This window comes from Acinetobacter sp. CIP 102136 (assembly GCF_000369685.1).
GTDB classification, from domain to species: Bacteria; Pseudomonadota; Gammaproteobacteria; order Pseudomonadales; family Moraxellaceae; genus Acinetobacter; species Acinetobacter fasciculus.
The window spans coordinates 1630815-1654668 of the sequence record NZ_KB850142.1 but is presented as its reverse complement, the minus strand read 5'-3'; the positions used below and the strand labels follow the sequence as shown (position 1 = coordinate 1654668).

The 23854-nt window shown below is 42.4% G+C and carries 20 protein-coding genes and 1 tRNA gene; 11 read left to right on the top strand and 10 right to left on the bottom strand.

From position 1 onward, the window contains the following. Positions 1-8: 8 nt before the first annotated feature. Positions 9-1148: a glutamine-hydrolyzing carbamoyl-phosphate synthase small subunit gene (carA, locus tag F893_RS13335; protein ID WP_004280574.1), complete on the bottom strand. Its 1140-nt coding sequence runs from the start codon at positions 1146-1148 to the stop codon at positions 9-11. Between the two features lie 308 nt (positions 1149-1456). On the opposite strand from carA, the gene F893_RS13330 reads away from it, so the two are divergent. Together F893_RS13330 and F893_RS13325 are read left to right on the top strand one after the other, a co-directional pair. Further along, the gene (locus F893_RS13330; protein ID WP_005252549.1) at positions 1457-1945 is read left to right on the top strand and encodes a hypothetical protein; all 489 of its coding nucleotides are present in this window, start codon (positions 1457-1459) and stop codon (positions 1943-1945) included. A 102-nt stretch (positions 1946-2047) separates the two neighbouring features. Continuing rightward, complete coding sequence (locus F893_RS13325; RefSeq protein ID WP_005252547.1) at positions 2048-2269, top strand: hypothetical protein; 222 nt, start codon at positions 2048-2050, stop codon at positions 2267-2269. 148 nt (positions 2270-2417) lie between these two features. On the opposite strand, the gene F893_RS13320 is transcribed toward F893_RS13325, so the two are convergent. After that, on the bottom strand, positions 2418-2957 hold the full coding sequence (locus F893_RS13320; RefSeq protein WP_004645758.1) for a DOMON-like domain-containing protein: 540 nt from the start codon (positions 2955-2957) through the stop codon (positions 2418-2420). A gap of 11 nt (positions 2958-2968) precedes the next feature. Then, a complete protein-coding gene (gene yhbY / locus F893_RS13315) occupies positions 2969-3292 on the bottom strand; it encodes a ribosome assembly RNA-binding protein YhbY (protein WP_004645757.1) in 324 nt (107 codons plus the stop codon). 195 nt (positions 3293-3487) lie between these two features. On the opposite strand from yhbY, the gene rlmE reads away from it, so the two are divergent. The 5 genes from rlmE to F893_RS13290 all read left to right on the top strand — a co-directional run bounded on the left by rlmE (position 3488) and on the right by F893_RS13290 (position 8221). Beyond that, positions 3488-4138, top strand: coding sequence for a 23S rRNA (uridine(2552)-2'-O)-methyltransferase RlmE (rlmE, locus tag F893_RS13310; RefSeq protein WP_004645756.1), 651 nt, complete (start codon positions 3488-3490; stop codon positions 4136-4138). Positions 4139-4270: 132 nt separating this feature from the next. Further along, on the top strand, positions 4271-6160 hold the full coding sequence (gene ftsH / locus F893_RS13305) for an ATP-dependent zinc metalloprotease FtsH (RefSeq protein ID WP_004280565.1): 1890 nt from the start codon (positions 4271-4273) through the stop codon (positions 6158-6160). Between the two features lie 93 nt (positions 6161-6253). Continuing rightward, a complete protein-coding gene (locus F893_RS13300) occupies positions 6254-6868 on the top strand; it encodes a GNAT family N-acetyltransferase (protein WP_034436528.1) in 615 nt (204 codons plus the stop codon). Positions 6869-6946: 78 nt separating this feature from the next. Beyond that, positions 6947-7798: a dihydropteroate synthase gene (gene folP, locus F893_RS13295; protein WP_005252543.1), complete on the top strand. Its 852-nt coding sequence runs from the start codon at positions 6947-6949 to the stop codon at positions 7796-7798. A 108-nt stretch (positions 7799-7906) separates the two neighbouring features. After that, complete coding sequence (locus tag F893_RS13290; RefSeq protein WP_005252541.1) at positions 7907-8221, top strand: DUF5713 family protein; 315 nt, start codon at positions 7907-7909, stop codon at positions 8219-8221. 30 nt (positions 8222-8251) lie between these two features. Here the strand turns inward: F893_RS13290 and F893_RS13285 are convergent, their stop codons facing one another. The 3 genes from F893_RS13285 to F893_RS13275 all read right to left on the bottom strand — a co-directional run bounded on the left by F893_RS13285 (position 8252) and on the right by F893_RS13275 (position 10013). Further along, complete coding sequence (locus F893_RS13285) at positions 8252-8938, bottom strand: hypothetical protein (RefSeq protein ID WP_005252539.1); 687 nt, start codon at positions 8936-8938, stop codon at positions 8252-8254. A gap of 91 nt (positions 8939-9029) precedes the next feature. Beyond that, positions 9030-9115 (bottom strand) — tRNA-Leu (locus tag F893_RS13280). Between the two features lie 169 nt (positions 9116-9284). Next, positions 9285-10013: a hypothetical protein gene (locus F893_RS13275; protein ID WP_005252537.1), complete on the bottom strand. Its 729-nt coding sequence runs from the start codon at positions 10011-10013 to the stop codon at positions 9285-9287. A gap of 174 nt (positions 10014-10187) precedes the next feature. Between F893_RS13275 and F893_RS13270 the strand changes: the two genes are divergently transcribed. Further along, complete coding sequence (locus tag F893_RS13270; protein WP_004280554.1) at positions 10188-10694, top strand: hypothetical protein; 507 nt, start codon at positions 10188-10190, stop codon at positions 10692-10694. 54 nt (positions 10695-10748) lie between these two features. On the opposite strand, the gene F893_RS13265 is transcribed toward F893_RS13270, so the two are convergent. From F893_RS13265 to F893_RS13250, 4 genes are all read right to left on the bottom strand, one after another. After that, a complete protein-coding gene (locus F893_RS13265; RefSeq protein ID WP_005252535.1) occupies positions 10749-11900 on the bottom strand; it encodes an IS4-like element ISAbe18 family transposase in 1152 nt (383 codons plus the stop codon). 113 nt (positions 11901-12013) lie between these two features. Beyond that, positions 12014-12292 (bottom strand): hypothetical protein, encoded by a 279-nt coding sequence (locus F893_RS13260; RefSeq protein ID WP_005252533.1) that lies wholly within the window; start codon positions 12290-12292, stop codon positions 12014-12016. A 66-nt stretch (positions 12293-12358) separates the two neighbouring features. Next, a complete protein-coding gene (locus F893_RS13255; RefSeq protein ID WP_004280552.1) occupies positions 12359-13681 on the bottom strand; it encodes a polyamine export protein PaeA in 1323 nt (440 codons plus the stop codon). Between the two features lie 127 nt (positions 13682-13808). Further along, a complete protein-coding gene (locus F893_RS13250; protein WP_004280551.1) occupies positions 13809-14798 on the bottom strand; it encodes a LysR family transcriptional regulator in 990 nt (329 codons plus the stop codon). A 661-nt stretch (positions 14799-15459) separates the two neighbouring features. Between F893_RS13250 and F893_RS13245 the strand changes: the two genes are divergently transcribed. The 3 genes from F893_RS13245 (at position 15460) to F893_RS13235 (ending at position 23715) form a co-directional block, all read left to right on the top strand. Next, positions 15460-17061, top strand: coding sequence for an isocitrate lyase (locus tag F893_RS13245; protein WP_004280550.1), 1602 nt, complete (start codon positions 15460-15462; stop codon positions 17059-17061). A gap of 257 nt (positions 17062-17318) precedes the next feature. Beyond that, on the top strand, positions 17319-20414 hold the full coding sequence (locus F893_RS13240) for a multidrug efflux RND transporter permease subunit (RefSeq protein WP_004731857.1): 3096 nt from the start codon (positions 17319-17321) through the stop codon (positions 20412-20414). Positions 20415-20586: 172 nt separating this feature from the next. Beyond that, positions 20587-23715: an efflux RND transporter permease subunit gene (locus F893_RS13235; protein WP_005252520.1), complete on the top strand. Its 3129-nt coding sequence runs from the start codon at positions 20587-20589 to the stop codon at positions 23713-23715. The last annotated feature ends 139 nt before the right edge of the window (positions 23716-23854 follow it).

The window sequence follows — 23854 nt, the reverse complement described above, 5'->3', positions numbered from 1 at the left end:
TTCCTTAATTACTTCTTAGATGCTTCGATAAGTTCGATGAAATGATCGAACAATGGTGCGCAGTCATGTGGACCCGGGCTTGCTTCAGGGTGACCCTGGAAGCTGAACGCAGGTTTGTCTGTACGATGGATACCTTGGTTGGTGCCATCAAACAGTGAGCGATGCGTTACACGCAACACATCAGGCAGATTGCTTTCATCGACTGCGAAGCCATGGTTTTGAGAAGTAATCATCACTGTACCGTTATCAAGATTTTGTACAGGATGGTTCGCACCGTGGTGGCCGTGAGGCATTTTTAAGGTTTTAGCACCACTTGCAAGCGCAAGGATCTGGTGACCCAGGCAGATACCAAATACTGGAATTTCAGTGGTTTCTACAATTGTTTTTACAGCTTCAATTGCGTAGTCACATGCAGCCGGATCACCAGGACCGTTCGAAAGGAACACGCCATCTGGATTCAGTGCAAGTACATCAGCAGCAGGAGTTTGCGCCGGCACAACAGTCAGTTTACAACCGCGGTCTGCGAGCATACGTAAGATGTTGGTTTTGACACCGTAATCGTATGCAACAACATGGAATTTAGCTTCTGGTTGAGAGAAACCTTTGCCTAATGTCCAAGAGCCTTCAGTCCATTCAAAACCTTCAGGGTCGCAACATTCTTTTGCCAGGTCTAAACCGTTTAAACCACCAAATGCACGTGCTTTTTCAAGCGCTTCAGCTTCAGTGATATTTTCGCCAGCAAGGATACAGCCATTTTGCGCACCTTTGTCACGTAAGATACGTGTCAATTTACGCGTGTCGATATCCGCAATTGCCACAACATTGTGTTGTACCAAATATTCAGCTAATGATTGGGTTGAACGGAAGTTACTGTGCAGTAAAGGCAGGTCGCGAATGATCAATCCGTTAGCCCAAACCTTATGAATACGACCTGATTCAGCGTCTTCTTCATTGCAGCCTGTGTTACCGATATGTGGGTAAGTCAGTGTCACAAGTTGCTGTGCATAACTCGGGTCAGTCAAAATTTCTTGATAGCCAGTCATGGCAGTGTTGAAAACGACTTCACCAGTCGTACTACCCGATGCGCCAATCGAAGTACCTTTAAAGATAGTTCCGTCGGCAAGGGCTAAAATTGCTGGGGTGCTCAAACCAAAGCTCCTGAAATTTAGGCTGTAAAAAAGCGAGAAGACGAAAAAAAAGGAAGGCTAATTTTTAAACCTACCCTCCTATGTCTGCTCGCTTGAACTTAACACGGCATTATACGCAGAACGACCCCTAAAGTCCAACGGCTTTGCAGCGAAAGTATGAGATAAATGGCTTGCTTTTTGCATGGAAGTCTGTTTTGTAAGCAATGTGAAAAAATGTAAGCAATTAATAATTGTCAGACAAATCAAATCTTAATTTTTATCAAATCTACTAATATAGCTTAGTCGATATAACAATAGGAACAAGACAAATGGCTACAGCACCTAAATCTACTACATCTAAAAAAATCACTCCGAGCGTGGTCACTGAAACTGCCGAGAAGCTTGAAAAAGTAGCAGTCGAGGCTAAAGATCAGGCAATTGAAACCATCGAGGAAAGTAAGGAAAAGCTTGAAGTTGAAGCCAAACAGTTAAGCGATACTGTGCAGGAACAATTGCATCAATTTAAGCAGGAGGTGTTACAGCGTATTGATACTTTGAAGGAGCAGATTTTCGGTTCGCAGAAAGAATTAACCGAATTGAAAAGCTTTATCAAGACAGAATTCAACGCTGTCGTTGAAGACCTATCCAATCTGGGTAAAGAGCTGAAAGAAGATGTCAGTCAGATTTCGACCAAGCATAAGGAACATCTGACCGATACTTTTAAACGTTCTAAGGACAGTACCATTGAAGTACTGAAAAAAGTCAAACCCGTGGTGAAAACAGAGAGCTCAGACAAAAGTCCTGAGCTGAAAAGTTAGGCTGCGCTGAAAGGTCGCTATTTAAAAAGGAGAACAATCAAATGTTCTCCTTTGTCTTTATGCAGCAAAACGGACTCACAATAACAATTAAAGGGGGTCACGATGCAACAGCATTTTGTAGGTGTACTTATTTTACTGATATTGATCATGCTACTGAATCTGGAAAGCGGATTGGGACGCATACTTTATCTGGGTGTAATCGTATTATGTCTGGGAGTACTGGGACTGGTGTTTGGGACCATTCTTCTGATAATCATTACTTTTGCTTTTATTCTTTATGCTGCTGTGAAATCCATTCAGGAACAGCCTCATCTGCATCATTAAAATATGAACGTTGAAAACAATAAAAAATCTAAAATAATTATACAGAGGATCAATCATTGTTGAGCAATAAACAAAAACGTGAGACTTTAAGTCTCACGTTTTATTCGCCTGTTACACTTTAAATAGCTGATGCACAGCGTCAATCTATTTAAAATACATGCAACCAGTCACGTTTATTATGAAAATCTGCCTGAGGACTACTATGCTGCATGGCATAGTATTGATCACCTTGTGAGGTTTTTAAAACAGCAGATAAACCCAGGAACAAGTTTTCCCATTTCAGTTTATGTGTTGCCATAAAATCAGTCAGATCCACACTGACATTGAGACCATAATGTGTACGTTTGAGCTGGTTCAGCTCAATATCATCCGCAGCTTGCGGTGGCATCTCTTCAGGATAACGGTATTCTTCGAATTGATAAGCCTGCCAGGCTTGAGAAGGGGAAAGATTAATCTCACGATAAAAATCTTCGCCCTGAACCCCAATAAAAATTTCAAAGCAGGTCTGTTCCCACAGGAAATCCTGACGGGGATGTGCCGTCACCATGTCGGGCCACAAGATGTACTGATTGGGATCACGGATCCAGAAGCCCACATTTAAATTGCATGGGCCTTGCTGTTCGATGGCGGCAACCAGAGAGATGGCCTGAAAACGGCGATCAAATGCGCTAAGTTCGTAACTTGCCATAAGTCCTGTACTTAGTTAGACAAATGAGCGAAGCGGACAAGGTTGGACAATTTTTGGTTTTGTTTCGCAGCTTTCTTGTAAAGCAGCGCAATTTTACCAATAGTCTGAACTACTTCAGCACCAGTCGCTTCTGAAATTTCAACAATCAGTGCTGCACGCGCTTCGCGATCTTCAGCTACGATTTTCACTTTAATCAGTTCGTGATCGTTTAAAGCACGCGCCAATTCTTCGATGACATTTTCAGTCAGGCCTTTGTCACCCAGCATAACGACCGGGTTTAAAGCATGTCCGATTTGACGTAAACGCTTACGTTCCTGAATAGATAAAGACGCCATGAGAGATAACCTGAATTTTAAAACGGCTTAGTATAGCAAAAGCAAAAAACAAACGCTTTAAATTATCAGGAAATAATCATTTCCAATATCTCTTCATAACGAGCAAAACTCCTAGATTTAGATACACATGTATACTGCAAAATATGTCTTTTTCACGTACAATTAATAATTGGACGTTTTTTTATTTAGAGAGTTATGGCTACACGCATTACCAACCAAAAGTTATCTAAAAGTAGTCGTGATTGGATGAGAGAGCATTTAGACGATCCTTATGTGAAAAAGGCACAAAAGGACGGCTATCGTGCGCGTGCAGCATATAAGCTCTTAGAAATGCAAGAAAAGTACAAAATCATCAAACCCGGCATGACCGTGGTCGACTTGGGTGCAGCTCCCGGGAGTTGGTCACAAATCGCAGGTAAGTTGGTCGGCGACAAAGGTTTATTAATTGCATCTGACATTTTACCAATGGATGCATTACCTGATGTGACTTTCTTGCAAGGTGACTTTCGCGAAGAAGAAGTCTTCCAGCAATTGTTAGAAATTTTAGATGGTCGTACTGTAGACGTTGTAATTTCAGATATGGCCCCCAATACATCAGGTAATAAGGCTGTAGATCAACCGCGTCAGATTTACTTGTGTGAACTTGCACTGGATTTTGCCAACAAGGTGCTAGGCCCTAAAGGTCAATTTGTGGTAAAAGTTTTCCAAGGTTCAGGTTTTGACGAATTCCGTAAGCAAGTGGTTGATAGTTTTGATGTTCTGAAAACATCTAAACCTTTGGCATCACGTGCTCGCTCCAAGGAAGTTTTCCTGATCGGGCAGGGACGTAAGAAGGCTTTAAAATAAGTCTACTTGCCAAGTCGTTAAAAATTGTGCATTTTGTACGTTTTCAGATAATTGTAAGTTGATTTACAGCTTAAGTATTAAGGTCACCCTGAACAGGGCATGATCAAATTAGATTGGAATGGGAATAAAGCTTTGAGCGATCTTTTTAAGAATGCCGTATTGTGGCTCGTGATACTGGGTGTGCTGGTGTTAATCTTCAGCAACGTCAGTGACCGCAATCAACCGACTACAATGAACTACTCAGAGTTTGTTGCCGCGGTCAATGCTGGCCAAATTAAACAAGTTGTGATTGACGGCGAAAGAATCCGTGGCGAAAAATCGAACGGTTCAGAGTTTGAAAGTATCCGTCCGGCAGTTCAGGATCCTGAACTGATGCCAAGCCTGATTAAAAATAATGTTGTGGTTGAAGGTGAAGCACCACAACGTCAAGGCTTGCTCATGCAGTTGCTTATTGCAAGTTTCCCTGTACTTTTAATCATTTTGTTATTCATGTTCTTTATGCGCAACATGGGTGGCGGTGCAGGTGGTAAAAACGGCCCAATGAGTTTTGGTAAATCTAAAGCCAAAATGCTGTCTGAAGATCAGATTAAAGTCACTTTCACTGATGTTGCTGGTTGTGACGAAGCCAAGCAAGAAGTCGTTGAAATCGTAGATTTCCTGAAAGATCCAACCAAATTTAAACGTCTGGGTGCGAGTATTCCACGCGGTGTGTTAATGGTCGGTCCTCCAGGTACGGGTAAAACCCTACTTGCCAAAGCCATTGCCGGTGAAGCGAAAGTTCCATTCTTTAGTATTTCAGGTTCTGACTTCGTTGAGATGTTTGTCGGTGTCGGTGCATCCCGTGTTCGTGACATGTTCGAACAGGCGAAACGTCATGCGCCATGTATCATCTTTATTGATGAGATTGATGCAGTCGGTCGTCATCGTGGTTCAGGTACTGGTGGTGGTCACGATGAACGTGAACAGACACTGAACCAGATGCTGGTTGAAATGGACGGCTTTGAGGGCAATGAAGGCATTATCGTGATTGCTGCAACCAACCGTGCAGATGTACTGGATAAAGCACTTCTTCGTCCAGGCCGTTTTGACCGTCAAGTTGTGGTTGGTTTGCCAGACATTAAAGGTCGTGAACAAATCCTGAATGTACATTTGAAAAAATTGCCTTCAGTGACAGGTGTGGATGTTAAAGTTCTTGCACGTGGTACACCGGGCTTCTCGGGTGCGCAATTAGCAAACCTGGTGAATGAAGCTGCTTTATTTGCTGCACGCCGTAACAAAAACACCGTCGATATGCATGACTTTGAAGATGCAAAAGACAAGCTGTATATGGGTCCTGAGCGTAAATCGATGGTACTTCGTGATGAAGAGCGTCGTGCGACGGCTTATCATGAAGCAGGGCATGCGATTGTTGCTGAAAGCTTGCCAGGTACAGATCCTGTGCATAAGGTGACAATCATGCCACGTGGCTGGGCTTTAGGTGTTACCTGGCAGCTGCCTGAATTTGACCAGACCAGCCATTACAAAGACAAAATGTTGAATGAACTTTCGATTTTGTTTGGTGGCCGTATTGCTGAAGAAGTCTTCATTAACCAGATGTCGACCGGCGCTTCAAATGACTTCGAACGTGCAACCAAAATGGCACGTGCGATGGTGACCAAATATGGTATGTCGGACAAACTCGGTGTCATGGTCTATGAAGAAGATGCACAGCAATCTTTCATGGGCAGTATTGGTAGCCGCAGTATTTCGGAAACCACACAACTAGAAGTCGATCGTGAAATTCGTCGAATTCTAGATGAGCAATATAAAATCGCACGCGATATCTTGGAAAGCAAAAAAGATATTGCCCATGCGATGGTGAAAGCCTTGATGGAATGGGAAACCATTGATCGTGATCAAATCCGTGACATCATGGAAGGTCGTGAGCCTCAGCCACCAAAAGTCTATGTTGCAGATAATCCTGTGATTGATGTAACGCCAGATGATGGTCCGTTGACTCCTCCGCCATTGCCAGCGAACTAAGCTCAATAAAAAAACCACCTTCGGGTGGTTTTTTTATGCTTGTCATTTTTGTCATAGCTTTTTGAATGTCATATTGAGCTATTAAAAATGAATATGAATATGCCTGTTCTGGAATCCAGTGTTTACCAGCTTCGTCTTGAACCGTTGAGCTGGGAACATTTTTCTGATTTAGTGGTTGCATGCGCTGAAGAAAATTTAGGTAAGATTTTATATAATTCGGTGCCTTATCTGCATAACTTAAAAAAATATTTTTCTCAAGCTTTCGAACAACAGGCTCAAGGTGAAAGAATGGTTTTTGCCGTAATTGATTTAAACTCCGGCCAAGCAATTGGAACCACCAGTTATTATGATATTAAAGCGGAAATTCCACGTTTTGAAATTGGTTATACCTGGTATGCCAAGCGCTATCACAGAGCTTATGTAAATCGCGTTTGTAAATATCTTTTGTTAAGACATGCTTTTGAAAATTTAAATGCTCAGGTGGTCGGCTTTCGAACTGATCATTTGAATCTTCCCAGCCAAAAAGCGATTGAGGCATTAGGTGCCAAACGAGATGGCATTATCAGGTGTCATATGCTACGTAAAGATGGACAGACTATTCGAGATAGCTATATCTATAGTATTTTAGAAAGTGAATGGGCAGATGTGAAAGCATTATTACAAACTAAACTGATGCAATATTCCCAAAACAATTACTTCGAAATCTAGGTCCTAGCCTTATTCCACTTTGCTTTATTCAGCGATCCATAAGACAATATCGGGGTTATTTTGAGTGAGTATTGAATCATGCAGCTGATGCCTTTGTTACCACATGTATGGACATTTGGTGATTTAAAATTGGACTTGTCCCAGCCGCATGTGATGGGGATTCTTAATGTCACCCCAGACTCTTTTAGTGATGGTGGTCGGCATAATCAAAAAGAAGATGCAGTCGCCCGCGCACTGGAAATGATGGCCGAAGGCGCAACTGTGATTGACATTGGCGGTGAATCGACCCGTCCAGGTGCCGCAGTGGTAGAAGTGGAAGAAGAAATTCGCCGCGTAGTGCCTGTCGTTGAAGCTTTATCCAAACACAATGTCATTCTCTCGATTGACACGTCGCAACCTGAAGTGATTCGTGCAGCGGTTCGGGCCGGAGCGCATATCTGGAATGATGTCCGTGCTTTGACTCGGCCGAATGCATTGCAGACCGCAGCAGAGCTGAATATTCCAGTGATCATCATGCATATGCGCGGCGAACCAACCACCATGAACAATCTGGATCAATATGAGGATGTCACTGCTGATGTGATTCGCGAATTATCTCAACGTGCTCAGGATGCCTTGGATGTGGGAGTAAAAGCGGAAAATATCATGATTGATCCGGGTTTTGGTTTTGCGAAAAATGCCCAGCAAAATTTAAAGCTGTTGCAAGAGTTTTATAAATTGACAGAAATGGGCTATCCGATTTTGTCTGCTTTATCTCGTAAACGCTTTATCGGAGCAGTTCTAAATGGTGCAGCACCGCAAGAGCGTGCGGTAGGTTCGGCAACAGCACATTTACTGAGTATTCAGCAGGGCGCATGTATGGTACGGGCACATGATGTTAAGGCTACAGTCGATGCGATTAAAGTCTGGCAAGCCATGCAAACGGCTTAGAAATTGAAAGCAGCAAATCAACCACTTGGCAATGTTGTTTGGCTTTTGAGCAACAATATGCTATATAGGCACGCTTAGATTAGATAGTCATCCTTTAGAGTGCCTGTAATGTTTGCAGATTTACTTCTCCCCATGTTCGATGATGAATATTATCCCGATATTCTGGTTGCTGAAATCAAGCAGCACATCGAACGTTTTGCCCAAAAAGTCGCTAAATCAGGTTTGTCAGATCAAGAGATTTATCAGCTTGCCAATCTGACTGTGACTGATATTAATGTCATGAAACCTCAGTTTGAAGATCTGGATTCATCTCTGGATGATACTGCTGCTGATTATATTGCTGAAGCCATGATGATGGTGGTGCAAGAGCACGGCCTGTTCGAGATTGAAATGGAAGAGCTAATTACCAATCGTGAATGGTGATTTAAGAAAACCCTGCAGCTGCAGGGTTTTTTATTGCCTGTTGAAATACTCTTTATAGCTATTAAAGCGAATTGAGCCAAGTAATTGTTGCTCTTCATTCATGCATTGCTGATAAAGGTTTTGGTAATAAGCGTGCAGATTTGACTGACCCTGAATCTGTTGTGGTGTTTTGGATTTAGACTGTTGATAAGCCCAAAAAGCCAGTTGCCGGAGTTTCTGTAACCTGATCTGATCAATTGCGCTACAGGAACTTTTAAATAAAGGTTCCAGGATGACCACCCCAAAGGAGGAAATCGCTAAAAAGATCATGCTGATAATGATCAGCACATCCGAATGAATCAGATAAAGGTTAAGCAGCAAACATAGAAAAATTGGAATTTGCAGATAGAGACAGTTTTGCAAACGCTGACTATAGGCTTTGGAACTAAATTGTGCCTGATATTGCGCATACCAGATATAGGGATACAGTAGTGCCATCAACACAATTAAGGTGACATTAAAGGCGATCGTGGTGTTTTTAAAAAAATAATATTCTAGAAAAACTGAACTGATGCTGCAGGCTACACAGACCAGAAGGGACAGTAAATTAATCGCGATAACAAACTGGATATTTTGCAGGGCATTAAATTTAAAGCGGCTATAACGCAGCTTCAGGAAAAAAGCGTCTGGATGACGTAATTGTAATGTAGCGAGATCGAAGTGTTTTAATTCTGACATGGGGATTTCGCGTTAAAAGAATAAAATGCAGGCACAAAAAAACCAGCCTAATGCTGGATTTTTTATTGCACCATTTTAATAAATATTAAAATGGTGCCCGAGGCCAGACTCGAACTGGCACGCTTTGTGGGCGGGGGATTTTAAATCCCCTGTGTCTACCGATTTCACCACTCGGGCATGTGCGCAATAATAGAGGACGAAATAAAGCTTGGCAAGCAAATTCCGAAATGATTGCTTTCTTTTCAAGCAATTCCGTGGCTTCTATTCTAAAAATCAGCAAATCAACGTTTTTAAAAGTTAATATTTGCAGATCTTTAAGACGGACAATGAAAAAGGATAGAGAGAACTATGAATTCTCATCCAGATAGCTGTCGACATCCAGATGCTTGATCGTTTTACAATATTGATGCTCATATTTCAGCAGCCGTGTATATAGCCCGGCAAAGTGATTTAATTGCTGTTTTAGTTCGGCATGTCGAGGATCATGGCTTGAATAAAAACGTAATTTTAGTCGGATCAGACAGGTTTGTTTATAAGCCCAAAAACAGATTTGACGTAATTGTTGTAGCTGATAGTGCTCAGTATTTTTACTATTTTCCTTAAATAAATTTTCCCGATAAAAGCGCACAAAACCAAAGCTTACGCCAAAGAAGAATAAGCTCCACATCAGCAAACTGCTTTGTATAAAGACCAGATTTAAGGCTTGCAATAGCATCACAATAGCCATCTTGATTGGAGTATGCCGTAATAACTGATACAGCGAATAAGAAGAATGCTGAATCTGGTACAGAATCAAGGTGAGACTCAACATCAGGAACAACAGAATGGCCAAAATGGCATAACTTTGCGCCTGAAATTCGCTGATTTGCACAAAAGATTGCTGTACTAGATCTCCTAACATCAAACTGATGGGAACAAAAATCATGGCGGCCAAGACCCAAGGAATTAAGAGCTTGGCTTTATCCCAGATTCCACGGATTTTAATCTGACTGTAAAACAGGTAATTTCCTTTAAATGCAGTCGGATATTGGCGCTTAAGTTGCTGCAGCAACAAAGTCACTTGCGTAGTGGGCATCATCCAGAGATTAATTTAATATATAGATGAAGCACTATAGTCGATTTTGCGCAAAATCGCAGAAGAAATGCAGTTTCAGGTCGCAGCGCTGTTTTAATCATGAAGATTTTAGTTTTTTAGCCACGAATTATGCGAAAATAGCCGATTCAAGATTTATTTTTTTAAGGACAGTTTATGACTGATCAATCTCCTCAGGCGTTAAGCGACATCGAAATTTTAGACATCCTGCAAAGTATGAAAAAGGATGAGCTAAATACTGAGGCGCAAGCAGCAATTCGTCAGGGTGGTAAAGCTGGTCGTCAGGAAGCGCATAAAGCAGCCTTAGTAGCATTGAATCAGTCATTTGAAGACAAATTTGTCGAAGCCGTATCTTTGGCTTTGGGTCTGAATGCAGCACAAATCAAAAAAATCCGTTATAAAAAAGACCGAATCCGTATTTTAAAAGCGCGCGGTATTGATTATATGGCGATTGATGGCGCTGAAACTGCGCAAGTGCTGTCACAAATTGCCCAAGCAATTGTGCGTGAAGATGCCATTGTCACCCATGACCTGCATAATATTTTCCCATTCTGGAAAGAAGGTTGGCCAATGGTGCAATTCGATAATGCCTACAAAATTTTAGAAGATGATATCCAGATTCACTATCAAGCCGTTCTTGAGGCTTTATTAGCAAAAATCTAAGCTATAACTAGATCTAAAAAAAGCACCCAAAGGTCATTGCTGTCCCACAATTTTTCACAAGAGGAAGCTCAAATGAGCTTCCTCTTGTTTTATGGGTATTTTATCGGGTGAAAATAAAGCTTTTAAAGTTCTTCTTTCAAACAAATTCACTTGAATTATTCTGAGTAAACGTTGAACTGTCCAACCTGTTTTTCCTAAATGTTGAGCGAAACTCACCAATAAATAGGCGATCATCGCAATCCAGATTTGTGTCTGAATTGCGTTACTGCTGCGGCCTAGAAACGCCTTTAATTTGAGATTCTGCTTAATCGCCTTAAAGAACAGCTCAACTTTCCAGCGGTCTTTGTAAATCGCTGCAATGGTGGAGGCGGCTAAATGAAAGTTATTGCTGAGAAAGCTAAAGTGCTTGCCACTTTGCTGATCTCTATATTCAATTCTTCTTAACACTGGGGCTTTTCTTTTTAGGGCATGTGCGCTATTCAGCTGAATGGTTTCATCTTTTAGAATACCTTTGGATTCAAGCACTGGATGTTGCTGGATCACCTGATACACAGATTTAGGCCTAAAACGTGTGACAAATCCAATGTTTTGAGCAGTCAGATTTGCATACCATTGGTAATCGACATAGCCTTTATCAAAAACTACAATGCTGCCAGCAGGAAACTGGAATTTGCGGCCTTGTACCATGTCATTTTCTTTGCCATTTTCAACTGCAACAAACTCAGGAATATCATTGCTGTGATTCAATCCTATACTGAGTTTCATGCTGGCTTTTGAGTCGTGAACTTTGGCCCATTCACATAAGGAAAGCGACAGGTCAATATGACTGGCATCCAAGGAATACAAGGGATTCTTAAAGCGAAATTTATGAGCTACTTTTGAGTGTTCATAGTATTTAAGCAACTTGTAAAATAGCTGTTGATACAAGGCAGCAGGCTGCTGCTCATTGATTCGTGCCAGCGTGCTTCGGGGAATAGACTTTGCTCCGAGATGACTTAGCTTTTCCTGTTGGCACTCCAAATTGGATTGAATATCTCTCAGACTTTGCCTACAAGAGAATTGAGACATCAATATGGCAATAAACTGATCCCACCGGGAAGCCGCTCTAAATTTCTGTCCAACATGGTGTACTTTAGCAAGTTGTTCAAAATCCTGTCGCACAACAGGTTTAATTAGCTCATGAAATACGGTATTCTGATGTGACAAAACCTGAATCCTGGTCGTTAAAGTGTTTGTTTGCACTCATATTTTAACTGTTAGGACTCAGGTTTTTTTATTTAAAGCAAACTATGGGACAGCAGTGACCCAAAGGTGCTTTTTTAATCACGATATATCAGTGCAATCAGCCAGCTGATGGGCAGAATAAATAAACGCCACCACGTGATTAATGGCCAATAAAAATACTCTCTAAATCTCAAGGTCGAGTCGAAACCTTGACGGCGACGTTCATGCGGGTAGGGAATAATGAAAACTGTTAAAACCATCAGAATGATGGCTGCGAGTAAAAGCAGGGGATTCTGTTGTTTGGCAAAGAAGAAGTAAAACAAATACAGGGCTGAATAAAAAAACAGACATGCCAATAATGCAGAAATATTCATCACTCACCTTATGGATTTTTTTATTAGAATAATTTTTTGAATAGAGGGCTAAAAAGAAGAACCAGATTAATCTGATTCTTCTTGAATAACTGAATTGGTTTCGATTAGGCGGGTCACCAGCAACTGGTCAATTTTAAAATGATCGACATCCACCACTTCAAACTTATAAGCACCAAATATCACGGCATCTGCAGGACGTGGAATCTTGCGTAATTTATACATCATGAAGCCAGCGATGGTTTCATAGTTCTCATCATCAGGCATTTCATCAATTTCAAGCGCATGCTTGATGTCTTCAATCGGCGTGCTGCCTTCAATCAGCCAGGAATTATTGTCACGTTTAATAATTTGCTGATCGGCTTCAATAGGCGTCACCCAGTCACCCATCACGGTAATCATAATATCAGAAAGGGTAATCACGCCAACGACCAGCGCATATTCATTAATGACGACGGCAAACTTTTCCTTGGTGGAACGGAAACGGTCCAGAACTTCCGATAAGGTCAAAGTGTCAGGAATAGTCAGGACATTACGGATGGTATTTTCATTGAGTTGCAGCAGCGACTGGTTGTTCAGAATACGCACCAGAATGTCTTTGGCGTCGACATAGCCAATCACACTGTCAATGTCATTGCTACATACCAGAAACTTGGAATAGGGGTATTCCGCCAGCTTTTGCCGAATACTTTCTTCCGGTTCATTTAAGGTGAAGAACACCACATTTTCACGTGTGGTCATACTCGAAGGCACGTTACGTTCTTCCAGCTCGAATACGTTTTCAATGAAATGGTGTTCCTGTTTCTGGAGCACGCCTGCCTGTGCACCGGCATCCATCACTGCAGAAATATCATCAAAAGTAATATTGTCATCACGAATAGTATTTACTTTAAACAGACGGAACAGCATGTTGGCAATCGCATTGATAAACCAAGCCAAAGGTTTGCAGACTTTAATGAAAATCTGAATTGGCTCGATGACTGAGACTGCGATCTTTTCTGGCGCAATCATGGCCAGACGTTTCGGCATCAGGTCTGCAAATAAAATAAATAATGAAGTGACGACCGTAAAGGAAAGCGCAAAGCTGATATTGTCAGCCCAAGGTCCTTGGTAAAAGCGGGAAACAAAATTATAAATATAAGGACGGAAGGCACCTTCACCTAAAATACCACCAAGAATGGCAACTGCATTTAAACCAATTTGGGAGGCTGCAAAGAAGTCTGCAGAATTTTCTTGTAGATCTAAAACTTTTTGAGCGCGATGATCACCCGACTCAGCCAGAATTTTGAGTTTGACTTTACGGGCACCAGCGAGGGCGATTTCAGTTAAAGATAAAAAACCGGCCCCCGTGATGAGTATTAAGATAATCACAATATTTTGTAAGAGGCTCACAAATCCACCTGTGGATGAATAGTATCTTGGGATATTTTTAACACAAAAAAAGACTTGAGGTGTAACAATGACATCTCAAGTCTTCGAAGTATAATCTTAAAAAATAAGAATTTAGAAGATTTTGAGTTTAATAATGTGAAAATTGAGAATTATTGCTCAGGAATTCACGGTTTTCTTCTTCAATCATCTGGCGGGCGACATATAAAATCAGCTGACGTAACCAGCGATGCGCCGGATGATGATGCAATAAAGGACACCATGCCATTTTCAATTCAAATTCAGGAATATAAAACGGCGGATCTTTGAGAATTAAATTGTGATTCTTGGCTTGCAAACGTGCAATGCGTGAAGGCAGTGTTGCGACCAGATCGACATTGGCAGCCAATAACCCCGGCATCTGGTAGTGACGGGTAAAGACTGAGATTTTACGTTTCTGGCCAATACGTTCTAAAGCCTGATCGATCCAGCCTAAACCGGCCTGTTTTTCAGGATTTACCCCGAAGCCAACACCCATACCGGTTTTGGAAACCCAGATATGCTGTGCATCCAGGTAACTTTTAAGGTTTAAGTTGCTTGCGGCAGGATGCTTGTTATTTAAAAGGCAAGAAAAGCTGTCACGCCAGACCAAAACCTGATGAAAACTTTGCGGGATTTCATTAAAACGGTTGATTGCCAGATCGACCTTGCCTTGTTCCATGTCACGATATGACACGTCACTTGGCGTCAGGAAGTCTAATACCACGTTCGGTGCTTCTGAACGTAGGGCTTTAACCAGACGTGGAACCAGCGTGGCTTCTGCATAATCCGAGGTCATGATCCGGAAGACACGATTTGAGGTATATGGACGGAACTCGGTACGTGGTTCCAGGATCATCGACAGATCAGCGAGCGCATCTCGAATGCGGGGCTGCAATTCTAAGGCACGTTCAGTGGGTGTCATGCCTTCAGAAGAACGAATCAGGAGGGGATCATTAAATAAATTGCGTAATCGGCGTAAGATGTTACTCATGGCAGGCTGGGTAACGCCCAGTTGTTCTGCTGCACGTGTGACATTTTTTTCGCGAAGAAGTACATCAAGATAAATTAATAGATTGAGATCGACCCGCTCCAGATTCATAAAAGAAATACCGAGAATAAATACAAGAAATTATGAAGATTATGCCATAATTGCCGGGCCTTGTGTAAAGCGTCGATGAAAAAAAGCCATGTGCTCACTGATAAAGTTTACAAAATTAACACAGGCTTAAGCTCCATTATTCAAAGTGTACATAAGAGAAAAGATGCACTTTAAATAGAATATCATTTAGCCTTTTTATAGAGGGAAATGAAAACCATCTTTTCGCTTTAAAAGAACATGAGAAAGGCTGTTCTTACGTTCAGTATTTGAGTGAAAAGTACACTAAATCGAGAATTCATCAAGTTGAATAAATCATCAAAGATCAGTATTTTTTAAAGATAAAAGGGCATAAACCCCATATCCAGACTTAAGTCTAATGAATTATTTTTAAGCAACATGTGGAAATTTTATCCATTTTTATTTTTAAATAAATATATATAAAACATAATCTTAATTTAATCTATCAAGATTGTAATAAGACTTTGATCTACTCATTTTTTAAATAAATACTGAAGATTCTTGCAGACTATTGGATTAATTTTCATAAGCCCACTAATCTTTAGCTATCCCAACGGATCGTCGAAAATCTGAACAAGTCATTGAGGGTGTGATTTGAGCGGTTCGTTGCAGAAAAATCCTAATATTATTACAGGAATATATCATGACTACATACCAAACAGCGATTGATGCAATCCGCGAATTAAAAGCGAAATTCGGTAACACTTGGGCAGACATCAGTCCTGAAGATGCTGCGCGTATGCAACTTCAAAACCGTTTCAAAACTGGTTTAGACATTGCGAAATATACAGCGGCAATTATGCGTCGTGATATGGCTGCTTATGATGCAGACTCTAGCAAATACACTCAATCACTAGGTTGCTGGCACGGTTTCATCGCGCAACAAAAAATGATTGCGAACAAAAAATACTTCGGTACAACTGAACGTCGCTACATCTACCTTTCTGGTTGGATGGTTGCAGCGCTTCGTTCAGAATTCGGTCCACTTCCTGACCAATCTATGCACGAAAAAACGTCTGTTCCTGCATTGATCGAAGAAATCTACACATTCTTACGTCAAGCTGACGCGAAAGAATTAAACGACTTGTTCCGTGCACTTAAAAAAGCACAAGAAGCGGGCGACACTGCTAAAGCAGCTGAAATCACTTCACAAATCGACAACTTCCAAACTCACGTTGTGCCAATTATTGCGGACATCGACGCTGGTTTCGGTAACGAAGAAGCGACTTACTTACTTGCTAAGAAAATGATCGAAGCGGGTGCTTGTGCACTACAAATCGAAAACCAGGTTTCTGATGCGAAACAATGTGGTCACCAAGCTGGTAAAGTAACAGTTCCACACGAAGACTTCATCGCGAAAATCCACGCTCTTCGCTATGCATTCCTAGAAATGGGTCTTGATGACGGTATCATCGTTGCACGTACTGACTCTGAAGGCGCTGACTTGACTCAAAAAATCCCAGTGGTTAAAGAGCCAGGCGACATCGCTTCTCAATACATTAGCTACTTAGACACAACTGAAATCGACATTTCAGAAGCTCAAGAAGACGAAATTCTGATCAAGCGTGATGGTAAACTTCACCGTCCTAAACGTCTTGCTTCTGGTCTATACCAGTTCCGTGAAGGCACGCAAATCGACCGCGTTGTACTTGACTGTGTAACTAGCCTACAAAACGGTGCTGACTTGCTTTGGATCGAAACTGCGACGCCTAACGTTGCTGAAATCGCTCACATGGTTAACCGTGTACGTGAAACAGTTCCAAATGCGAAACTTGTTTATAACAACTCGCCTTCGTTCAACTGGACTTTAAACTTCCGTCAACAAGCGTATGACCGTTGGGTTGCTGAAGGTAAAGACGTTTCTGCTTACGACCGTGCTAAGTTAATGAGCGCTGAGTACGATGCAACTGAACTGGCTGCTGAAGCTGACGAAAAAGTTCGTACATTCCAAGCTGACGCTGCTCGTGAAGCGGGTGTGTTCCATCACTTGATCACACTTCCGACTTACCACACAGCTGCACTTTCTACTCATGAGCTTGCTCAAGGTTACTTCGGTACTGAAGGTATGTTGGCTTATGTTGCTGGCGTACAACGTAAAGAAATCCGCGGCGGTATCGCATGTGTTAAACACCAAGCAATGGCTGGTTCTGACATCGGTGATGACCACAAAGAAATCTTCGCTGGTGACAATGCATTGAAAGCTGGTGATGATTCTAAAAACACAATGAACCAGTTCAGCGCTTAATCCGCTCAATTGATTCACCAAAAAACCCTGCAGATGCAGGGTTTTTTGTTTGGAAAAATGCTATTAATAAATAGGGAAGAGCAATCTCAAGAATATGCTCAAGAGGGATTATCCATAATTTCTCCATGATTGGTTTTTATCGCAGTTTTTATGTGTTTAATTCTTGCATTCTAGTGCTATGTCACTGAATATTTGGATATAGCATGCTTATGTTCTGCATCAATTTACCCCTATTTAATTAAAAGTGACCCGGACTTATGCTGTCTAAATTTTTTATCCACCGCCCGATCTTCGCTGGGGTACTGGCGATTGTTGTCATGGCAATCGGCTTGTTCGCAGTGATGAACCTGCCAGTGGAACGTTATCCGGACATTGCCCCGCCAAGGATAACGGTGGCAGCAACTTATAGCGGTGCTTCTGCAGAAACTGTGGAAGAAAGTGTGACTCAAGTGCTGGAACAGCAAATCAAAGGCATTGATCATCTGCTGTATTTCAGTTCGAGTAGTGATTCTTCAGGGCGCAGCCGGGTCAGTATTAGCTTTGAAAATGGCACCAACCCAGATACTGCACAGGTTCAGGTACAAAATGCGATTAATGGGGTACTAAACCGATTACCGGAAGATGTACAACGCCAAGGCGTTAATGTCTTTAAATCGCTCGGTGATACCCATATGGTGATCAGCCTGTATGATGAGTCGGGGCGCAGCAACAATATTGAACTTTCCGACTATCTGATGACCCATCTGGAACAGGACATTTCCCGGATTGAAGGCATTGGTGAGGTGGATGTTTTTGGTTCACAATATGCGATGCGGATCTGGCTGAATCCGGCAAAATTAAAACAATATAACCTGATGCCAAGTGATGTGCGTGCTGCGATTGAAGCCCAGAATACTCAGGTCGCTGCTGGTGCGATTGGTGATCTTCCAGCCATAGACGAGCAATACCTGAATGCCAAAGTTACTTCGGGTTCACGGCTAAAAACTGTAGAAGAATTCCAGAATATTATTGTCAAATCGGATCGTGCCGGCAGCTTTATTTATTTGAAAGATATTGCGCGGGTAGAACTGGGTGCTGAAAATTATCAGTCTTATAGTACCAATAATGGTTATCCATCAGCAGGTCTGGGTATTTCACTGGCCTCAGGGGCCAATGCCATTGCCACCTCTAATCTGATTAAGGCTGAAATTGCCCGTATTTCCCAGCAATTGCCTGAAGGCTATAAAATTGCTTACCCACGTGACAATACGCCTTTTGTACAAGAATCAATTAAAGAAGTGATCAAAACCCTGATCGAAGCCGTGATCTTGGTCATCATTGTGATGTTCATTTTCTTGCAGAACTGGCGTGCCACTTTGATTCCTACCGTGACTGTTCCAGTGGTGATTTTGGGTACGATGGCGGTGCTGTATGCACTGGGTATGAGTATCAACACCTTAACCTTATTTGCGCTGGTTCTGGCGATCGGCCTGTTGGTGGATGATGCGATTGTTGTGGTGGAAAACGTCGAACGGTTGATGCATGAAAAGCAACTGTCTGCCAAGGACGCGGCCCTGGAATCCATGCAGGAAATTAGTGGAGCACTGATCGGGATTACTTTGGTTTTGACCGCAGTCTTTATTCCGATGGCTTTCTTTGGTGGTTCGACTGGCGTGATCTATCGCCAATTTTCTATCACTTTGGTTGCGGCCATGTCGCTGTCCTTAATGGTGGCATTGATTCTAACCCCAGCATTGTGCGCGCTTATTCTAAAACCGAATCCTAAACCGGCAAAATGGGCATCCTGGTTTAACCAGAAACTGGATCATTTAAAACATCGTTATCTGAATTTGTCTAAACTCACGATTCAGCGTCAGGCGATTTGTCTACTATTGTTTGCTGGATTGATCGGTGTGTTTGCGCTGTTCTATCGTGCTTTGCCGACCAGTTTCTTGCCGAGTGAGGATCAGGGGATCTTAAGCTTGCAAATCAAATTGCAGGAAGGCGCTCCGATGAAAAATACCATTCATATCGGTGAAGAAGTCCGTAAGTATTTTCTGGATCAGGAACAAGCTAATGTCAATCTGGTGATGATCCGTTATGGGCGAAATTTCTCTGGAACTGGTCAGAACCTTGCGACCGGTTTTGTAGCGTTGAAACATTGGGATGAGCGTTCCGGTCAGGACAATACTGCACAAGCGATTCGTGAACGGGCCTTGAAGCATTTTCAAAGTAATCGCAATGCACAAATTAATGTGTCCATGCCAGCTTCAGTCAATGGTCTGGGACAAACCGATGGTCTGGATTTCTGGATTCGAGATATCAATGGCAATGGCCGGCAATATCTGGAACAGCAATTTAAAGCGCTGGAAGCTCGGGCGGGCAACTATACAAGCTTTGAAAATCTGGGTAAACGTTCTAATCCTGACAAAGCAGAGCTACGTGTCAATATTGATCAGAAGCAGGCCATGGCCAACGGTCTGACCCAATCGGCAATCAACAGTACTTTATCCAGTGCCTGGGGAGGCAGTTATATCAATGACTTTATTGATCGCGGCCGGATTAAACGGGTGATTATGCAGGGTGATGCTGAATTCCGTTCTAAGCCGGAAGATCTGGCACAGTGGCATGTGCGCAATGACCAGAATCAGATGGTGCCTTTCAGCAACTTCTCGCAAGTAGGCTGGAGTGGTGGCCCTGAAGTGGTCAACCGCTTTATGGGTTATACCGCATTGCAAATGGAAGCGGATCGGGCTAAAGATAGCAGTTCCGGTCAGGCCATGCAGGATGTGGAAGCTTTGGTTGCCGAGCAGGAAGGGGTGGATGTGGTCTGGAGCGGTCTTTCTTTCGAGGAAAAACAGTCCAATAATCAGGCGATCTGGCTGTATCTGATTTCAATTGGTTTTATTTTTCTTTGTCTGGCGGCTTTATATGAAAGCTGGAGCATTCCAACCGCCGTGATGTCAGCTATTCCACTCGGGATTGGCGGCAATATTATTTTCAGTTATCTGGCTGGTTTCCCGAATGATATCTATTTCCAGATTGCCTTGCTGACTACCATTGGTCTGTCCTGTAAGAATGCCATTCTGATTGTGGAATTTGCTTCATTAGCGCAGCAACAAGGTAAATCGGTAGTAGAAGCCGCACTAGAAGGTGCGTCTTTACGTCTACGTCCAATTTTGATGACTTCTTTGGCCTTTGGCGCAGGGATTTTACCGCTGGTCTTTGCTACAGGCGCTGGTGCGGTGAGTCGTCAGGAAATTGGTGTGAGTGTATTTGGTGGTGTCATTTTTGGAACATTGCTGGTGCTGATTTTTATTCCATTTATGTATGTTTTAATTCGTCGACTCATCATCAAAAAATCGCGTGCTTAAAATAAAGGAAAACTCTAGAGCTGAAAAATCCCCGTTTATACGGGGATTTTTTTATCGCCAAAACTCGTCCAATGACTGGTTGCGTTTTCAGCATGGTGTGAAAATTGCTATAAAAATCATCTATTCATACAAGAATGTGTCGTGAGAATGCATCTGATGGGGATTTTTATTCATGTTGTCACACTTTTTTATTTATCGACCTAAATTTGCAGCCGTGATTGCCATTATCATGATGGTATTAGGAATTTTTGCACTGCAAAAAATTCCCATTGAGCATATGCCGAATATGGACGCACCTGCGTTAGGGGTTTCTGCGGGGTATCGTGGTGCATCTGCGGAAACCGTTGAGCAATCGGTCACGCAAATTTTAGAACAAGCGGTAAAAGGCATTGAAGGTTTGGAAAGCTTTCAGTCCAACAGTAGCGTGGGACGTGCAAATCTGACCCTGTCGTTTGAGCAAGGCGTGGATCTCGATCAGGCACTGTTGCAAGTGCAAAATGCGGTCAATGGTGTGCTAAGTCGATTGCCTGAAGAAACCCAGCAAAATGGAGTGGCTGTTTATAAACAAGGTTATGATCAATTTGCATTACTGAGTTTATATGATGAATCAGGGAAGGCGACACCGACAGAGCTTGCTGACTATTTAATGGTGCATGTCGAACCGCGTTTTTCCCGTATTGACGGAATGGGTGAGGTGGAGCTTTATGGCGCAGGCTATGCGATGCGCATTTGGCTCAATCCACATAAACTACGCCAATTTAATCTGATGCCGAGTGATATTCGCAATGCAGTCGAGGCACAAAATGCACCACTTGTGTCAGGTTCTATTGGTGGATTACCGACAGCACAAGATCAATACATGAATGCTAAGGTCAGTGCGGATTCACGTTTAAGTAGCATTGATGAATTTGAAAAAATTATTGTGAAAACAACAGATTCAGGTTCGGTCCTGTACTTGAAAGATGTCGCACGTGTTGAATTAGGGGCAGAAAGTTATAATCATTTAAATTATACCAACGGTCATTTATCCGCTGCATTATCGATTCAATTGGCACCACGGAGTAATGCCATTGCGGTTTCAGAGCAGATGCAAACGGTATTGAAAAATGCCCAAGCCAATTTGCCTGCACATTATCAATTACGTATGACCATGGACAAAACCCCATTTATTACCAGTTCAATTGAACAAGTCGCGAAAACTCTGGTCGAAGCGATGGTACTGGTGGTTTTGGTGATGTTTATCTTCCTGCAAAACTGGCGTGCCACTATTATTCCTGCAGTCACGATTCCGATTGTAGTTTTAGCCACATTTGCGGTGCTGTATGTATTGGGAATGAGCTTAAACAGTTTTACCTTGTTTGCCCTGATTTTGGCGATTGGCCTGTTGGTCGATGATGCCATTGTGGTCGTGGAAAACATTGAACGTTTGATGCATGAAGAACATTTGGATGCTCAGGCTGCAGCTTTAAAGTCAATGAAGGAAATTAGCGGTGCATTGATCGGGATTACGTTGGTCTTAACGGCTGTATTTATTCCCATGGCATTTTTTGGAAGTATGACAGGGGTCATCTATCGTCAGTTTTCCATCACGTTGGTCGTGGCAATGCTACTTTCTTTATTGGTGGCACTTATCATCACCCCTACATTTGCAGCGCAACTGCTAAAGCGTCAACCATATCAACCAAAATGGGCACAGCGTTTTAATCGTGGCATGGATAAGCTCACCATGCGTTACCAAAAGCTCTCTGTACGTAGCATGCAGTTTAAAATGACGATGTTGGCTGTATTTAGTATATGTGTTTTAGGCTTTGGCTGGCTTTATAAAACCTTGCCCGAAGGCTTGATGCCAACGGAAGATATGGTCTTTGTCATGGGTCAAATTGTGATGCCGGGTAATGCACCACGTTCTGAGATAGAAAAAGTCGGGCGTGAAGTCCAAGACTATTTAATGCAGCATGAATCTGAGCGCATCCAGAGCATTGGGATTTGGTATAGTGGAAACAATGTTGGAGTTGGGCCTTATCGTGGTCAGCTTTTTGTCGTATTAAAGGACTGGGCAGCGCGTAAAAATCCTGAAGATACCGTCTTTGCCATTGTAGATCGTGCACAAAAGCACTTTGCCAATCATGCCAATGCCCAGATTTTCTTTATGGCGCCTTCTATGTCAAGTAATGGACGTGTGGTCGACTTCTGGTTACAAGATCTAGATTCAAGGGGTAGCGAGTTTTTACAGCAATCCTTCTCTGAGATTGAAACCCGTGCCAAAGCAAAATCATCGATTGAATATTTACAACTTGATGTACCCAAAGAAAGTGCAGAGCTGAATATTAAACTGGATATAGAACGTTTACTCAAATATGCCGTACCTCAGCAAAGTTTTAACAGTACGTTGGCTGCGGCTTGGAGTGGTACTTATATCAACGACTTTATTGATCGTGGGCAAATCAAACGGGTCATCATGCAAGGCGAAGCGGAGTTCCGTTCTAAACCTGAAGATTTGGCACATTGGCATGTCCGTAATAGCAAAGGCGAAATGTTATCGTTTAATCAATTCACTACGCTGAATTGGCAAGGTGGACCGAATAGTATCAACCGTTATATGGGCTATAACGCCGTGCCTGTATATGCAGGTATTCCCAAAGATCAATTTTCGGGTCAAACCATGCAAGATGTCGAAGCTTTAGTCGATGAACAAGACGGAGTAAATTTGGCCTGGAGTGGAGCCGCCTTAGAAGAAAAACGTAGCAGTGGGCAAGCTATTTTCTTGTATCTAATTTCGATTGCCTTTATTTTCTTATGTTTAACGGCACTCTATGAAAGCTGGACGATTCCTGCTGTGGTGTTGACCGCGATTCCTCTGGGCGTGGGAGGAAGTATTCTGTTCTGTGTCTGGTTTGGTTTTGCGAACGATATTTACTTCCATATTGCCTTGTTGACGACCATCGGTCTGTCCTGTAAAAATGCCATTTTGATTGTAGAGTTTGCCGCACAAGCAGAGCGGATAGGTCATACTCCGGTTCAGGCCGCGATAATGGCTGCGGGCTTACGCTTGCGTCCTATTCTCATGACCTCCATTGCATTTGCAGCGGGTGTATTGCCTTTGATGTTTGCCACGGGCGTCAGTGCAATCAGCCGGCAGGAGATTGGCAGTAGTGTTTTTGGTGGGGTGCTATTTGCTACTGTCCTGGTACTGCTGTTTATTCCCTTTATGTATGTATTGATCCGTAGTCTCATGATTAAAAAAACGGTTTCTCAATCAGTGGTGATAGAGCATCCATCTTTAGAAAGTGAACAAGCCTGACTCAGTCAGGCTTTTTTCTGGCTAAATATCGAGGAATTGATTTATACAAAAAATATCGTCATATTGCAGCATGATCATTAAAATTATTCACATGAAAAATTAGGATACATAGGGATCAGGACAAACATCTCTTGAATGC

Bases quoted from the DNA above. Each gene is read 5' to 3' on its own strand.
- F893_RS13250 (WP_004280551.1), bottom strand. From the start codon at position 14,798: ATGAATCTGGAGCGGGTCGATCTCAATCTATTAATTTATCTTGATGTA.
- F893_RS13270 (WP_004280554.1), top strand. From the start codon at position 10,188: ATGACTGATCAATCTCCTCAGGCGTTAAGCGACATCGAAATTTTAGAC.
- F893_RS13290 (WP_005252541.1), top strand. From the start codon at position 7,907: ATGTTTGCAGATTTACTTCTCCCCATGTTCGATGATGAATATTATCCC.
- F893_RS13260 (WP_005252533.1), bottom strand. From the start codon at position 12,292: ATGAATATTTCTGCATTATTGGCATGTCTGTTTTTTTATTCAGCCCTG.
- rlmE (WP_004645756.1), top strand. From the start codon at position 3,488: ATGGCTACACGCATTACCAACCAAAAGTTATCTAAAAGTAGTCGTGAT.
- F893_RS13275 (WP_005252537.1), bottom strand. From the start codon at position 10,013: ATGCCCACTACGCAAGTGACTTTGTTGCTGCAGCAACTTAAGCGCCAA.
- F893_RS13235 (WP_005252520.1), top strand. From the start codon at position 20,587: ATGTTGTCACACTTTTTTATTTATCGACCTAAATTTGCAGCCGTGATT.
- F893_RS13330 (WP_005252549.1), top strand. From the start codon at position 1,457: ATGGCTACAGCACCTAAATCTACTACATCTAAAAAAATCACTCCGAGC.
- F893_RS13325 (WP_005252547.1), top strand. From the start codon at position 2,048: ATGCAACAGCATTTTGTAGGTGTACTTATTTTACTGATATTGATCATG.
- F893_RS13245 (WP_004280550.1), top strand. From the start codon at position 15,460: ATGACTACATACCAAACAGCGATTGATGCAATCCGCGAATTAAAAGCG.
- folP (WP_005252543.1), top strand. From the start codon at position 6,947: ATGCAGCTGATGCCTTTGTTACCACATGTATGGACATTTGGTGATTTA.
- F893_RS13285 (WP_005252539.1), bottom strand. From the start codon at position 8,938: ATGTCAGAATTAAAACACTTCGATCTCGCTACATTACAATTACGTCAT.
- F893_RS13300 (WP_034436528.1), top strand. From the start codon at position 6,254: ATGAATATGCCTGTTCTGGAATCCAGTGTTTACCAGCTTCGTCTTGAA.
- F893_RS13320 (WP_004645758.1), bottom strand. From the start codon at position 2,957: ATGGCAAGTTACGAACTTAGCGCATTTGATCGCCGTTTTCAGGCCATC.
- yhbY (WP_004645757.1), bottom strand. From the start codon at position 3,292: ATGGCGTCTTTATCTATTCAGGAACGTAAGCGTTTACGTCAAATCGGA.
- F893_RS13240 (WP_004731857.1), top strand. From the start codon at position 17,319: ATGCTGTCTAAATTTTTTATCCACCGCCCGATCTTCGCTGGGGTACTG.